The sequence below is a fragment of the Herminiimonas fonticola genome (assembly GCF_003293745.1).
In the GTDB taxonomy this organism is placed as follows: Bacteria; Pseudomonadota; Gammaproteobacteria; order Burkholderiales; family Burkholderiaceae_D; genus Oxalicibacterium; species Oxalicibacterium fonticola.
Window position 1 is genome coordinate 1,145,464 of sequence record NZ_PTLZ01000001.1, and the last position, 14,417, is coordinate 1,159,880.

Consider the following 14,417-nt stretch of genomic DNA (forward strand, 5'->3'; position numbering starts at 1 on the left):
CGCAAAAGTCCGACGAAATTCAGCCCATCACTTGCAGTATCTACTCCGGAATAAAACTTGCGTCGCATGTCTCACATCTTATATGAAGCATTGGCTTTCCCCAGACATTGATCTTGCAATGTGGGCAGCAATATTTCGTTTTATAACGCGTTTTTTCCGCCGTCGTCTTCATTTCAGGGACAAAGTTAGGTATCAAAATCGAAACTGGAAGCTCAAGGAGAACTTCAGGAGAGTTCTTCATGAACTTTGTTGGAACTGAGCGCTTATGTTTTCTTTTCAATGAGTCTTCGCTACCTTGCAGATTAGTCCGCCGATCGACCCAATTAAATTGATACCCCTTTTTTATCAACCCAATGCACGAGCGTTGAAATACTCCCCCGTCAATCACATAATCAGACATCTTCTGACCGACTTTTCGACCACCTACTTGAGCAGATGAGCTCGGCATTAATCCAATTGATTCCATTTTTTCTGCCCATTCACGATTGTGGTAACCAGACCGACTAGGATTGCCAAACTCGTGTTGCCACAAATGGCATTGTTCATGGACAAGTGTTTGAAATATTTCGATTACTTTGCGATTAGCAAAATAAATTGGATTTAAGGCTATCTCATGCACATCGGAAGCGGACGTGCTACTCCAGCGCAACGGCGAGAAAAATCCCATTGTGTTTTTCTCACGCTGGACAGTAATTAAGCACTCTGGAAGAGCTCGATCAAAAAGCGTCCGATTGAAGTGTTCGTACGCATATTGCAACTGCCCATAAAAATCGTTAGTTGGCTTGACTGCTTTCATTTTTCATGTGGATAATGTATCGTACGAAACATTATAAAACAAAATTCTGATATTTCAGGGGGCTAAATGGATGATTTCAAATCTGGGTCGGAAAATGAATCGTATGGTTCTTTAGCAATGCCGACTTCATTTGCATCGCCTAAAAAAATCTTGCGATTTGCGGATTTATTTTCTGGGTTAGGAGGATTTCATGTCGCCCTCGAAAAACAAGGGATGCAATGCATTTTTGCCTCCGAGCTGGATGGTGAGCTACGAGATATTTATGAACGCAATTTCGGATTGCGACCTGAAGGTGATATTCGGAAGGTGAACGAACTAGATATACCTCCACACGACGTTCTGTGCGCCGGATTTCCCTGCCAACCCTTCTCATCTGCAGGTAAAAAGAAGGGGGCTGCATGTCCCGCATCTGGCAAGTTAATTGATGATGTTTTCCGAATCGTTAGAGCTCACAAACCTAGTTTTGTTATGCTTGAAAATGTTCCTGAAATTTTAACCATTCAAAATGGTGAATTTTGGGATCACATTAAACGCACGTTTATTAAACTCGGTTATACGATTGATTACAGGATTTACTCCCCGCACGAATTTGGCATACCGCAAAAGCGTGAGCGTGTTTTTGTTGTTGCTAGCCAAGTGGGGTTAGACCACTTTAGTTGGCCTGTTATTAATCTTCATCCAGTTAAAAAATTATCTGATTTGATCGGAAACGATACTGAAACTCGGCCATTAGAAAAAGAAAAAATAAAGGTATTGAAGCGTTGGCAAGCATTGATTACTGAAGTAAAGACGTTCAGTCATAAAACAACCTTGGCGGCCGAGTTTGGTGCCGATTATCCCCTGACGGATTTGAAGCGCATGACATTGAAAGAGATGCGTCTCTTTAGAGGAGCGTTCGGCGCTTCATTATCTGAATGCAAAACATGGGCCGAGGTCATGTCGAAGCTGCCGCATTATGTTGGGGGGAAAGACGGAAAAACACCTGAGTGGCTGAAGCAATCAATTATTCATAGTAGGCAGCTTTATGAACAACACGTTGATTTTCTTGATGTTTGGAAAACGGACTTTATCGACAGCCATAACAGTTGGCAAAAAATGGAATGGCGTGGCAATCGCCAAGTACCAAGTATTTGGAAACATACAATCCAATTTAGAGCCTCTGGAATTCGTATCAGCAAACCTGATTACGCACCGTCTCTCGTAGCCATGACACCTACGCAAACACCAATAATCGGAGCAAAACGTCGATATATGAGCGTGCGTGAAGCAGCCGCACTTCAATCATTAGATGGATTGAAGCATTTTCCAAAATTCAATGGTATGGCCTTCAAGGCATTGGGAAATGCAGTAAATGCTCATATCGTTGGCGAAATTGCCAATCAATTAATTCGCTAAGGGACCGCTATGTTAGTTGACGTATCGCCAGACATGTCGATGTATCTTCTTCTCCGTAGCCAAGGCTACGAGGAGTCTTATGCATTAGCGGAGTTCATTGATAACGCTATTCATGCACACCAGAATGCTGTCGCGAGCAATCCAAAGTTGCATGAAAAATTAACGATTAATTTATCCTTCTATTCAAATAATTATCGAGATGCCGCCTCTCAAAATTCGATTTCAATTATTGATGATGGAGTCGGCATCTCTGGAGAACATTTAGTCCATGCACTTAAGCCTGCGAAACCTCCTACGCAACGAGGATTAAGCGAATTTGGTATTGGTATGAAAGCTGCTGCGGTGTGGTTTTCTCCAATATGGTCCCTATCCACAAGCCCGACTGGGGAAAATTTTGATTACACCGTCGATTTCGATTTAGATAAATTGATTGCTGCTGGAAAAACTGAAATCGATGTTAAAAAAACTAGCGCAACAAAGAGGCATGCAAGCGGAACGACGATCTTATTGAAGGATTTACATAAGCCGATAGCATCGGACAGGTATGTTGCCATTTGCGAAGCATTGACTGAAATTTACCAGACCTTTACTCGAGGCACTGGAGCTTATCTAACCTTGAACGCTACATATGACGGTGCCAATCAAAAAAATCTGAAATATCAAGATTCTGGAGCTTCTGACGTTTTAATAGCTCGAAATTACAAGGTGCGCGGGAAAAAACTCATTCTTAGCGGGCCAGAAAAATCATGGACTGTGCCAGTTGAATTTGATTACTTAGGACATCATGTAACCGGCCATCTTGAACTCCGTGAGACTGGTAGTTACGTCAATAATCCAGGGCTTGTACTGTTTCGATATGGGCGAGTAATTAAAGGATTGAAGAGCAAGCCATACAATCCTCCGAAACTATATAAAACAGCCAACAAATATGGCAAGCAACGTATTTACGGGGAGCTTCATCTAGACGGTTTGCCTGTGAGTTATATGAAAGATGGCTTTAACATCGATGAAGATGATTTTCTGGTTCATATTTTGCGTCTTGACGGCGTGGAAGCTTTAATGGCTCAAGCGGAAAATTATCGGAAAGAAATACCCGCCGGGTGGGTAGTTGAAGATGAAGATAAGGAGGGCGTTTCTCCTACTAAGCCGTCACCTAAACCCAAGGCGCCAGAGAAAGATGAGGGAAAACCAACTCAGAAGCCTGTCAGCCCTGCGACCGAGGAGGGAAATAATAAAGGGAATCCGAAAACAAATCCTCCTACTAATCCGGTAAAACCTCAAGTGATACCCGCGCCTGCAATAGCCCTTCTTGACTCGCTTATGGTGAGCACAAGTAACCTAGCTCTTAAGTCAATTATTGAGGAAACGATTCGACAATATCGTGCCACAAGATTTATTAGTACGGCTTTATGTCTTCGTATTGTTTTGGAATGCGGCTGTCTTGATCGTATTCGTAGAGATTTCAATTCGGAGTATAGAAAAGTTTCGGATTTGGGCATTCAAGCTCTCCTAACTCACCTAAACAAAAATGCTTCACAGCTATCAAAGAATAATTTACAAGGAGATGTTTTTCATTTTAAGAATGATCATGCCGTAATTAAATGCATACAAGCTAATACTAATAAGGCTAGCGATCAGTTGGATATTATTCTATTGAATACTATTTCTCATGGACATTTTCAGCCAACAAAGCCGACGTTAGATCGTGTTTTGCTTAACATTCAGCCATTGTTAGAATGGGCATATCAGAGACAGCCGTCGTAAGTCTTTGTTTATTCTGCTAAATCATACGCACGTTCAAGTAAAAAAAGCCCGTAATTCAGCGGGCTTTTTTGTTGCTTTCGTCGTATTGGGCGCTTGCTGGATAAGAGTGTTGCTTTCGTCGTATTGGGCGCTTGCTGGATAAGAGTGCTTTTTTACATCCTGCGCTGGCTCCGAAAAGCTACACAGGCACGTTCTATCATCAATCGAGGGTGGCAATCACAGGCGTGTGATCCGATGGTTGTTCCCACTTGCGCGGCACCTTGTCGATGACGCAGGCACTGCAACGTTCAGCCAATGGTGCCGACAGCAGAATGTGATCGATGCGCATGCCGCGATTCAGGCGGAATCCCATCTGACGATAATCCCACCAGCTATACAATTTTGGCGGCTGATCAAACATGCGGAAGGCATCTGTAAAGCCCATTTCCTGCAGGCGCACAAATGCCGCACGTTCCGGTTCTGATACCAATACCTGTCCCACCCATGCTGCCGGATCGTGTACGTCGCGGTCTTCAGGTGCGATGTTGTAGTCGCCCAGCAATGCCAGTTGCGCATGCTGCTTTTGCTCTTGTTCCAGCCATTTATGCAAGCCCTTGAGCCAGCTGAGTTTGTAGATGTACTTGTCGGAATCCAGCGATTGTCCGTTAGGGATGTAAGCGCAGATGACGCGCACGCCTTCTATCGTGGCAGCGATGATGCGTTGCTGTTCATCTGCGTACAGCGGATTGTTTTTGACGACGTCCGTGATGGGATGGCGCGACAGGATGGCGACACCGTTATAAGTCTTTTGTCCGCTGAATACGACCTGATAACCGGCAGCTTCAATTTCCGCTACCGGAAATTTCTCATCGACTGTTTTGGTTTCCTGCAGGCAGAGCACATCGACGGGATTATCGGCCAGCCATTGCAGGACTTGCGGCAGGCGAACCTTCAGGGAGTTGACGTTCCAGGTGGCTATTTTCATGTGAGGTTCGATTGCTGGATAAGTAAATGCGATGTAAATGCGAGGTGAGTGCGGCAGCAGTTTTTTAACTCTCGTGGCGATGCTGACTCTCCTGCGCCTTGGATGCGGAATTGTATCAGTCAGCTGCGATAGTCGTTGGGCCTGATCTTGCCATTTTTTCATCGTGCATAAAGCAGCCTGCTGCTTGCCCAAAGGAGGCGCTTGCCGTAAAATTCACGCACCGTTTCGTCTCACGTAACTGGCGAATCCGACCGATTACATCGCGTCGTAAGGTGGGCCTATCCACCGTGAAGCGTGAGATTTCATTGCCGTGCGCCTGGGTAGCCCGAATGGTTGAGTAAGACTGAGGCTGCCTGCGCGTTAAATTTTGGCTCCTCTTTCTATCCCAGCTTGTTGTAATTGCATGTCTTTGCGCTTCGATTTTTTGATGCGGCTTTGATGTGCCGTTGTACCTACGCTATAGCTTTCTTCTCATTTTTGAACGATTGGAGTGATTCATGTTTTCAAAAGACCAGACCCTCGCAAAAACAGATACCGAACTGTGGTCGGCGATCCAGAAGGAAAATACCCGTCAACAAGATCACATCGAGTTGATCGCGTCCGAAAACTACACTTCGCCTGCCGTGATGGAAGCACAAGGGTCGCAGCTGACGAATAAATATGCGGAAGGTTATCCAGGCAAGCGTTATTACGGCGGCTGTGAATACGTAGACATCGTTGAGCAACTCGCGATCGATCGCGTAAAGAAATTGTTTGGCGCAGAAGCTGCCAACGTACAACCGAATTCCGGTTCGCAAGCGAACCAGGGCGTGTTCTTTGCCGTCCTCAAACCAGGCGACACCATCATGGGTATGTCGCTGGCAGAAGGCGGTCACTTGACGCACGGCATGGCATTGAACATGTCCGGCAAATGGTTCAACGTGGTTTCCTACGGCTTGAACGACAAGGAAGAAATCGATTACGAACAGATGGAACGTCTGGCGCGTGAACACAAACCGAAGATGATCATTGCCGGCGCATCGGCGTATGCACTGCGCATAGACTTTGAACGCTTTGCAAAAATTGCGAAAGAAATCGGTGCCTACTTCATGGTCGACATGGCGCATTACGCCGGTCTGATCGCTGCAGGTGAATATCCGAATCCTGTACCGTTTGCCGACTTCGTTACATCGACCACGCACAAATCATTGCGCGGCCCACGCGGCGGCTTCATCCTGATGAAAGCCGAACATGAAAAAATCATCAACTCGGCTATCTTCCCGGGGATTCAAGGCGGCCCATTGATGCATGTGATCGCCGGCAAGGCAGTCGCATTCAAGGAAGCATTGGCACCAGAGTTCAAGGCGTATCAGCAACAAGTCGTCAAGAACGCAGACGCGTTGGCCAAGGCCTTGATCGCACGCGGTTTGCGTATCGTTTCCAATCGCACTGAATCGCACGTGATGCTGGTCGATTTGCGCGCGAAGAAAATCACGGGCAAGGATGCTGAAGCGCTGCTCGGTTCTGCGCACATCACGACCAACAAGAACGGCATTCCTAACGATCCGGAAAAACCGTTTATTTCTTCCGGTATTCGTCTCGGCAGCCCGGCGATGACGACACGCGGTTTCAAGGAAGCGGAAGCCACCAAGGTCGGCAACCTGATCGCCGACGTACTGGATAATCCAAACGATGCAGCAACCATTGAACGCGTGAAAGCTGAAGTCAAAAAATTGACGGATGCATTCCCGGTTTATGGTTGATCTCAAACTTTAGTTTTAAAGAATTTTTGTAGCAAAGAACTTTTTTGTAAAAATGGAAAAGTACGGCAGAATGGCCTCGTCGCGGTGAATAACCGGATGAGGCCATTTTGGGATGTTGGGTAGCTAGTAGTGGTATTTGAATGCATCTGCAGTCGTATTTTTGAGCCGGCGAAAATTGCCGAGAATGTTCAAGGTTTCGCTGAAGTAGCGATCTATAAAACAACGATCTACAAGACGATCCATAAGGCCGCGTACCGCAATGAAATGTCCTTTTTGCCAGCACGACGATACTCAGGTTCTGGATACACGCATCTCGGAGGAGGGGGACAGCATACGTCGCCGGCGCCGCTGCGTGAGCTGCGATAAACGCTTCACGACTTACGAACGGATAGAGTTGACGATGCCTGTCATCGTCAAGAAGAACGGCAGCCGTACCGACTTCGATCCAAAAAAACTGCAAGCCAGTCTGCAACTTGCCTTGCGCAAACGTCCAGTTTCAGCCGAAGCGGTGGACGCAGCAATTCATCGTATCGAACAAAAACTATTGTCTAGCGGCGAGCGTGAGGTTGTTTCCGGGCAAATTGGCGAGCTGGTGATGCGCGAGCTGCAGCGACTGGACAAGATTGCCTATATCCGCTTTGCGTCGGTCTACAAAAGTTTTGAAGACGTTGCCGAGTTCCAGGATGCGATTGCCGAAGTGGGGCGTGAGCGCAAAGTTCCACCTAAATAAGAATGCTTGTAAGAATTTTAAAATGGCCCGCAATGCGGGTCATTTTTTTTATGCAGCAACGAGTGCTTGCCAGCAGATCCCGGCTCGATAATTTCCATTGGGCAACCCATTGTTTGATTATTGTCTCTTTGTCAGTGTGATCTCACACGCAAATGGGATAAGCGCTGATTTTTCTGGCGCGAAGATGGGGTGATGATCAAACCTCGGAAATCATGATTACAAGGGGAATACCCATGGCACAAGTTTCGAATCTGCGCATCAAGCCTGTTGGTCATCATGTTATTAATTCCAATACCATCGCAGCGCTTAAAACCAGGCTTGATGAAACTCCTGATAATCGGCCGATTGCACCTAAAGCGCTGGCAGGTTTGCATGGCCACAATCCTAAGCACAATGGTTTGCTCGCCGCATTGCCGGCCGCAGATTATGATCGCTTGCTGCCGCATCTTGAATTCGTCGAAATGCCTTTCGGTACGACAATTTGCGCCGCTGGCGAAAAAATGCAATATGCCTATTTTTTAAGCAGTAGCATAGTCTCGCTCCTGTATGAAACTGCCGATGGCGCTTCATCGGAAACAGCCGTGATCGGTTATGAAGGCCTGGTAGGTGTCGACATCGTCATGGGTGGTGGCGCATCGTTGAATCGCGCCTTCGTCAAGAGTGCCGGCTACGGCTTCCGTATCAAGGCTTCCGTGTTGAAAGAAGAGTTTGCACGGGGAGGTGCATTGCAACAGTTATTGCTGCGCTTTACCCAAGCCCTGTTTTCGCAAATGGCACACACAGTTGCATGCAATCGTCATCATACGATCGTGCAGCAACTGTGCCGCTGGCTCTTGCTTAGTCTGGATCGTCTGCCGACCAACAAGATCAGCATGACGCAAGATCTGATTGCAAACATGCTGGGCGTGCGACGTGAAAGCGTCACTGAAGCCGCACGTAAATTGCAGGATGAAGGATTGATTCATTACAGCCGTGGACAAATCACGGTCGTGGATAGAGCAGGTCTGGAAGAGCAAATCTGCGAGTGTTACACCAGCCTGAAAAAAGAATATGACGGATTGCTGGCAGCAAACGAACGATAACAAGAAGTCCAAATAAAAAAGTCGCCGAATGTTTCAGGCGACTTTTTTGTTTGGACTGACGATTTAAAAATGACGTAAAAAAGCCCTCGTTTATCGAGGGCTTTTTATTATCCGAAAGCGAGTAAGTTACTCGCTGTTTGAATTAACGTTGTTGATATTGCTGTTGTTGGTACTGTTGCTGTTGAGGTTGCTGCTGTTGTTCTGCCACATAAATTTCTACGCGGCGATTACGTGCGCGGCCGGCTTCACCGGCGTTGCTGGCAATCGGTTCATGGCTGCCACGTCCATCAACATAGATACGTTGTGGTGCAACGCCACGGCCGGCGAGGTAATCGCGGGTGCGTGATGCACGGTCGAATGACAAAGGATTGTTGATTGCATCGCTGCCGGTGCTATCCGTATGGCCGATGATGGTCACGGTTGCGGCTTGATTATCAACCAGACCAGTGGCAAAACGATCGAGGATAGGGCGGAAGCTGGAGTTGATATCCGAGCGACCTGTAGCAAACGAAATATCGCTTGGAATTTCGAGTTTCAGGCGGTTATCGGCAGTCTGTGTAACCTGGACGCCGGTACCTTTGGTAGCTTGTTCCATCGAGCGTTTCTGGTTTTCCATTTTGCTGGACCAGACGTTGCCGGCTACTGCGCCGAGAATGCCGCCCAATGCAGCGCCGCCTGCAATGTTTTTCGAGCCGCCGCCCACGCCACCGATCAAAGCGCCAAGACCTGCGCCTATGCCTGCACCTTGCGCAGTGCCGCGTTCGGTTTCGGACATGTTGGCACAGCCAGAGAGGGCCAATACTGCAGCGAAGCTACCGATCATTAATTTACGCATGGCGGGTTCCTTATAGAAGAAATTTTAGATTGTGTGTAAGAACATTCGTTCAAATTTACGCGAGAAATTGCCGTATCAGAACGTCATCATAATGCAGATTCCTGAAAGCGATTCAGGTGCCTGATCTTACGTGTGCGGGTTTGCTTATCCAGTACAAGGCAAGTAACGGTTTTGCCGGGAATGCGTTGACAGATACGAGGATTATTTAGGGTATGCGGGATGGTGAAGACGCGTTGAAATTCATCGTCTTTGGCATGCATAGTTCGTCAATGCAGGAGCTGCAATAAAAAATGGAGAAACCATTTCAGCGGTTTCTCCATTCAGATTACTTTTGAATCAAATTGTTTTTGACATCTTTCACGCCTTTGACAGTGCGAGTAACTGCAGCGGCTTTCGCAATATCTTCTTTTTGTTTAACGAAGCCACTCAGCTGGACGGTGCCTTTGAATGTTTCGACATTGATTTCAGCCGATTTCAAACCAGGTTCATTCAGGATGGCCGATTTTACTTTGGTGGTGATCCACGAATCGTCGAAGTATTCGCCTGTGCCTTCTGTTTTGGAAGTCGAAGCGCAGCCTACTACAGCAGTCATCATTACGGCAGCGAGCAGTGCAGTCATCAGTTTTGTTTTAGTCATGGTTTATTCTCCGGTTGGTCCATCGTTGCAGCAAGCAATACATTGTTTAAAAACTTTTTTGTTTCTTGGTGTTCATGCTGCGGTTTAGAGTGGTTTCCATATTTAAAAGTTGCAAAAATAGACATGGATTTCAATGAGCGATGTTTGGCATTTCGCTGACTGAAGTCTTGTTGATTCATGCACTTCCTCACAGGAAAATATCTGTATAGCCTTCAATGGATATAGATGCCATCGACGGAGCAAGCTTACTGAGGTGCAATGGTGTCGTCTGTACGCTAACGTACACAGGATGTGAGTATGTTGCTATTGGCTACGGATGATGCGGTGGGGAAAGGTGAAGCCGGCTGCCTCAACCGGGCTTCATTGTATGAAGATGGCAATCAACCGAGATTGATTGCCTTACGAAAATAGCTGGGATGTATTTCAGTCACACAACTGGCGTGGTGTTCTTTGGCTGTAAGCAAGAACAAAGTCATCGAAGTCGCCGGTTTGTGTACGTTCCATTTCTTCCTGTTGAGCAATGGATTCTTTTGCCAGATTTTCAAAATAGGTATTTTCATCTGCGCTTAAGGGACGCTGACGGAAATATTCCGCGTGCTGCATGCTTTGTTGCAGGCCGAACTTCTCAAACGATTTGTCCGTTGTTTGCAATGCTGCCAGAACGCGTGCGGAAGGTGTCAACGCAGAGTTGAGTAATTTCCCTTTTTGAATTGCCAGCGCATTGCTGTGTTGTTGCTCATTGCCTTGTGCGTCGAGCAGAGTTGCAGTCGCCTGAATTTTTTCCAGGAGTTGCAGTCCCCACGTTTGCAAATCGATTGCACCATCATCGCCTTGCAGCATCAAGCCGGGACGACGTCCTTCCTTGACGACGAGTGCGAAATTTTCCTGATTGCGTTTATTGGTCACTGCATTGGTCAATGGGCTGTCGTCCAATGCGCAAAACAGCAGGAAGGCGTCGAGGAAGCGGGAGGTTTCAAGACTGATGCCTAGCGGTTCGAAGGGATCGATATCCATGCAGCGCACTTCTATGTATTGCACGCCGCGTGCACACAATGCTTCCACCGGCCGTTCGCCGCTATTGATCACGCGCTTGGGGCGTATCGTTGCGTAGTATTCGTTTTCGATTTGCAGCAGATTGGTATTGAGTTGTATCCACTCGCCATCACGTCGGGTGCCGATTGCTTCATATGCCGGATAAGCTTGTCGCACTGCGCGCGACAGACTGCGCATATAACTTTCCAGATCGTTATACGGCGGCATCAAGCCGGCTTGTGCATTGTTTTGATAACCAAGATCGCTCATGCGCAAACTGGTTGCATACGGCAGATACAGGGTGTCATCAGACAGTGTTTCCAGTTCATGTTCGCGACCGCGCAAGAAATGCGTAGATAGCGCAGGCGATGCACCGAACAGATACATCAGCAGCCAGCTATAACGCTGAAAATTACGTATCAGCGCGATATAGCTTTCGGATTGATAGGTCTTGTCGTCGGCCGTGCTTTTTTCATCGTTCTTTAAAACGCGCCACAGATCTTCAGACAGCGAATAGTTGTAGTGCAGGCCGGCGATGCATTGCATCGCCTTGCCGTAACGTAGCGCGAGGCCGCGACGATAGACGTACTTGATGCGGCCTATGTGCGAGGTGCCGTACCAGGCGATGGGAATATCTTCTTCATCCGGCAAGGTGCAAGGCATAGACTGGCTCCACAATAATTCGTGGTCCAGCTTGGCATTGGCGAAACGATGAATACGATCGAGTTCTTCCAGTGCAGTAGCGACGTCATGCTCGGCCGGTGTGATGAACTCCAGCAGCGATTCGGAATAATCTGTGGTGATTTGTGCGTTGGTCAATGCCGACCCGAGTGCGCGCGGGTGTGGGTCTATGGCGAGCTTGCCGCTCATGTCTACGCGCAGGGTTTCGCGTTCAATGCCGCGGCGTCCTTGATTCAGCAGGCCGCGATGTGTATCGCTGGCTACCAGTGCGAGTCGTCGCGTGAATAAATTGCTCAATTGGTGATCCTCTATCGATAGTCCGCCTGCTCAAGCGCGGCAACTTTGGCGGAAGAATAACCGAAAACGGACAATCAGGTAGGACGACGGGATTTTTTGCAGTTACTTATAAGTTTTTTGCTGGATCGCTGCTCAAGTCAAAACATCACGCATCGAGCAGCGAGGTAAAACGGGCAGCCGCAATGTTTATTTGCGGCCGCCTTTGCCAGTAGTCGCGATGCCCTTGCGTGCAGGTTTGCCAGCCACGACAACGCGGGCAGTCGTGCTGCGCGCAACCGGAGTACGCTGCACTGCACCACCCGGACGCGGCTTGTTCTGGCCGAATTTTTTGGCGAGTTGATTTGGTCCCGGCGTTTCACGGCGACGTTCTGCAATTGCCAGGCTGCGGTTGCCGGCATCATGGCGCGGCACCAGATGATGTTCACCACTGCCGATCAAGTCGCTGCGGCCCATGCGTTGCAATCCTTCGCGCAGACTTTCCCAGTTGTCCGGATCGTGATAACGCAGGAAGGCCTTGTGCAGCTTACGGATCTTGCCGGTGCGTACGGTCTCGACTGTTTCCGATTCTTCCGTCACTTTGCGTAAAGGATTTTTACGCGTGTGATACATCGTCGTTGCCAGCGCCATCGGCGTCGGCATGAAGGTTTGCACCTGATCCAGGCGGAAGTTATTTTTCTTCAGCCACAGTGCCAGATTCAGCATGTCTTCATCGGTAGTACCAGGATGTGCGGCGATGAAGTAGGGGATCAGATACTGTTCCTTGCCGGCTTCTTTCGAATACTTTTCGAACAGTTCCTTGAACTTGTCGTAAGCACCCATGCCCGGCTTCATCATCTTCGACAATGGGCCTTCTTCCGAGTGCTCAGGCGCAATTTTCAGCAAGCCACCGATGTGATGCGTGACCAGTTCCTTGACGTATTCTGGCGAACGCACGGCCAGGTCGTAACGCAAGCCTGAACTGACCAGAATTTTTTTCACGCCAGGAATCGCGCGGGCCTTGCGATACAACTGGATCAACTTGCTGTGATCGGTGCCAAGGTTGGAGCAGATGCTTGGATAGACGCACGACAAGCGGCGGCATGATTCTTCAATGCGTTTGTCCTTGCAGGCAAGGCGATACATGTTTGCAGTTGGGCCACCCAGATCGGAAATCGTGCCGGTGAAACCTTTGGTCTTGTCGCGTATCAGTTCGATCTCGCGCAGGATGGATGGCTCGGAACGGCTCTGGATAATGCGGCCTTCATGTTCGGTGATCGAACAGAAGGTACAGCCGCCGAAACAGCCACGCATGATATTGACCGAGAAGCGAATCATTTCCCATGCGGGTATACGTGCCTTGCCGTAACTTGGATGCGGCGCGCGCGCGTAGTTCATGTCGTACACGCCATCCATCTCATCCATCGCCAATGGCAGCGGTGGCGGGTTGAGCCAGACGTCACGTTCGCCGTGTGCCTGTACCAAGGCGCGTGCATTGCCGGGATTGGATTCCAGATGGAACACGCGTGATGCGTGGGCGTACAACACCGGATCGTCCTTGATCACATCGTAAGACGGCAGGCGCACCACGGTTTTATTGCGTACTTCTTTTTCAGCTTCGCGACGTTCTTCGCGGCTCATGATCTTGATGACTTTGACGACTGGTTCTGCCGGCGCTGCAGGAGCTGATGCAGCTGTTGGATCAGCATCGTCAGTTTTGCAGCCTTCCGTATTTTTCATCTTCATTTCATACGGGTCGGGATGCACATCGACCTTGCCCGGCGTATCGACGCGCGTGGAATTGGCTTCTGCCCATTCCGGCGTCGGTTTCCAGCCAGACGGCACCATGAAGGCGGTGCCGCGCAGATCGCGTATGGAAGAGATAGGTTCACCTGCCGCGACTCTATGCGTCAGATCGACCAGCGCGCGTTCTGCATTACCGAAAATCAGAATGTCTGCCTTCGAATCAGGCAGTACCGAACGACGTACCTTGTCCGACCAGTAATCGTAATGCGCGATACGACGCAAGCTGGCTTCGATACTGCCGATGACGACATTCACGCCAGGATAGGCTTCACGCACCCGTTGCGAATACACTGTCAATGCGCGATCCGGCCGCTTGTTGGCTTCGCCATGCGGCGTGTACGCATCGTCGGAGCGGATCTTGCGATCGGCGGTGTAGCGATTCACCATCGAATCCATATTGCCAGCGGTGATGCCGAAATACAGATTGGGTTTGCCCAGTGCGCGGAACGCGTCTGCCGACAGCCAGTCCGGTTGCGCGATGATGCCGACGCGGAAGCCTTGCGATTCCAGTAATCGTCCGACCAAGGCCATGCCAAAACTTGGGTGATCGATGTACGCATCGCCAGTCACCAAAATCACATCACAACTATCCCAGCCGAGTTTGTCCATCTCTTCGCGCGACATTGGCAGGAAAGGCGCAGGCTTGAGCGCGCCCTTGCTGCCGGCGATGCGTTGAACAG

General features: G+C 48.8%; 12 protein-coding genes and 1 riboswitch. Of the genes, 5 read left to right on the forward strand and 7 right to left on the reverse strand.

The window, feature by feature from the left end; genetic code table 11:
* Nucleotides 1-40: 40 nt before the first annotated feature.
* Nucleotides 41-796: a SprT-like domain-containing protein gene (locus Hfont_RS05725; protein ID WP_112991334.1), complete on the reverse strand. Its 756-nt coding sequence runs from the start codon at nucleotides 794-796 to the stop codon at nucleotides 41-43.
* Between the two features lie 66 nt (nucleotides 797-862).
* Here Hfont_RS05725 and Hfont_RS05730 point away from each other — a divergent pair, with 66 nt between their 5' ends.
* Both Hfont_RS05730 and Hfont_RS05735 read left to right on the forward strand, forming a co-directional pair.
* Nucleotides 863-2,191, forward strand: coding sequence for a DNA cytosine methyltransferase (locus Hfont_RS05730; protein ID WP_206604461.1), 1,329 nt, complete (start codon nucleotides 863-865; stop codon nucleotides 2,189-2,191).
* A 9-nt stretch (nucleotides 2,192-2,200) separates the two neighbouring features.
* On the forward strand, nucleotides 2,201-3,955 hold the full coding sequence (locus tag Hfont_RS05735) for an ATP-binding protein (protein ID WP_112991335.1): 1,755 nt from the start codon (nucleotides 2,201-2,203) through the stop codon (nucleotides 3,953-3,955).
* A 199-nt stretch (nucleotides 3,956-4,154) separates the two neighbouring features.
* Here the strand turns inward: Hfont_RS05735 and xth are convergent, their stop codons facing one another.
* On the reverse strand, nucleotides 4,155-4,919 hold the full coding sequence (gene xth / locus Hfont_RS05740) for an exodeoxyribonuclease III (RefSeq protein ID WP_112991729.1): 765 nt from the start codon (nucleotides 4,917-4,919) through the stop codon (nucleotides 4,155-4,157).
* A 224-nt stretch (nucleotides 4,920-5,143) separates the two neighbouring features.
* Nucleotides 5,144-5,248: riboswitch (ZMP/ZTP riboswitch) on the forward strand.
* Nucleotides 5,249-5,416: 168 nt separating this feature from the next.
* On the opposite strand from xth, the gene glyA reads away from it, so the two are divergent.
* The 3 genes from glyA to Hfont_RS05755 all read left to right on the forward strand — a co-directional run bounded on the left by glyA (nucleotide 5,417) and on the right by Hfont_RS05755 (nucleotide 8,473).
* Nucleotides 5,417-6,661 carry a serine hydroxymethyltransferase gene (gene glyA, locus Hfont_RS05745; RefSeq protein WP_112991336.1) on the forward strand — a complete coding sequence of 415 codons (1,245 nt, stop codon included), beginning with the start codon at nucleotides 5,417-5,419 and terminating at the stop codon, nucleotides 6,659-6,661.
* 259 nt (nucleotides 6,662-6,920) lie between these two features.
* On the forward strand, nucleotides 6,921-7,391 hold the full coding sequence (gene nrdR, locus Hfont_RS05750) for a transcriptional regulator NrdR (RefSeq protein ID WP_112991337.1): 471 nt from the start codon (nucleotides 6,921-6,923) through the stop codon (nucleotides 7,389-7,391).
* 233 nt (nucleotides 7,392-7,624) lie between these two features.
* A complete protein-coding gene (locus tag Hfont_RS05755; RefSeq protein ID WP_112991338.1) occupies nucleotides 7,625-8,473 on the forward strand; it encodes a Crp/Fnr family transcriptional regulator in 849 nt (282 codons plus the stop codon).
* Between the two features lie 142 nt (nucleotides 8,474-8,615).
* On the opposite strand, the gene Hfont_RS05760 is transcribed toward Hfont_RS05755, so the two are convergent.
* The 5 genes from Hfont_RS05760 to Hfont_RS05780 all read right to left on the reverse strand — a co-directional run bounded on the left by Hfont_RS05760 (nucleotide 8,616) and on the right by Hfont_RS05780 (nucleotide 14,361).
* Nucleotides 8,616-9,308 carry a YiaD family glycine zipper/OmpA-like lipoprotein gene (locus tag Hfont_RS05760; protein ID WP_112991339.1) on the reverse strand — a complete coding sequence of 231 codons (693 nt, stop codon included), beginning with the start codon at nucleotides 9,306-9,308 and terminating at the stop codon, nucleotides 8,616-8,618.
* A 325-nt stretch (nucleotides 9,309-9,633) separates the two neighbouring features.
* Nucleotides 9,634-9,945 (reverse strand): BON domain-containing protein, encoded by a 312-nt coding sequence (locus tag Hfont_RS05765; RefSeq protein WP_112991340.1) that lies wholly within the window; start codon nucleotides 9,943-9,945, stop codon nucleotides 9,634-9,636.
* Nucleotides 9,942-10,124 (reverse strand): hypothetical protein, encoded by a 183-nt coding sequence (locus Hfont_RS05770; protein ID WP_112991341.1) that lies wholly within the window; start codon nucleotides 10,122-10,124, stop codon nucleotides 9,942-9,944. Before Hfont_RS05770 ends, Hfont_RS05765 begins: the two co-directional genes overlap by 4 nt.
* A gap of 244 nt (nucleotides 10,125-10,368) precedes the next feature.
* A complete protein-coding gene (gshA, locus tag Hfont_RS05775) occupies nucleotides 10,369-11,955 on the reverse strand; it encodes a glutamate--cysteine ligase (protein WP_112991342.1) in 1,587 nt (528 codons plus the stop codon).
* Between the two features lie 186 nt (nucleotides 11,956-12,141).
* Nucleotides 12,142-14,361: a YgiQ family radical SAM protein gene (locus Hfont_RS05780; RefSeq protein WP_211338190.1), complete on the reverse strand. Its 2,220-nt coding sequence runs from the start codon at nucleotides 14,359-14,361 to the stop codon at nucleotides 12,142-12,144.
* Between the last annotated feature and the right edge of the window lie 56 nt (nucleotides 14,362-14,417).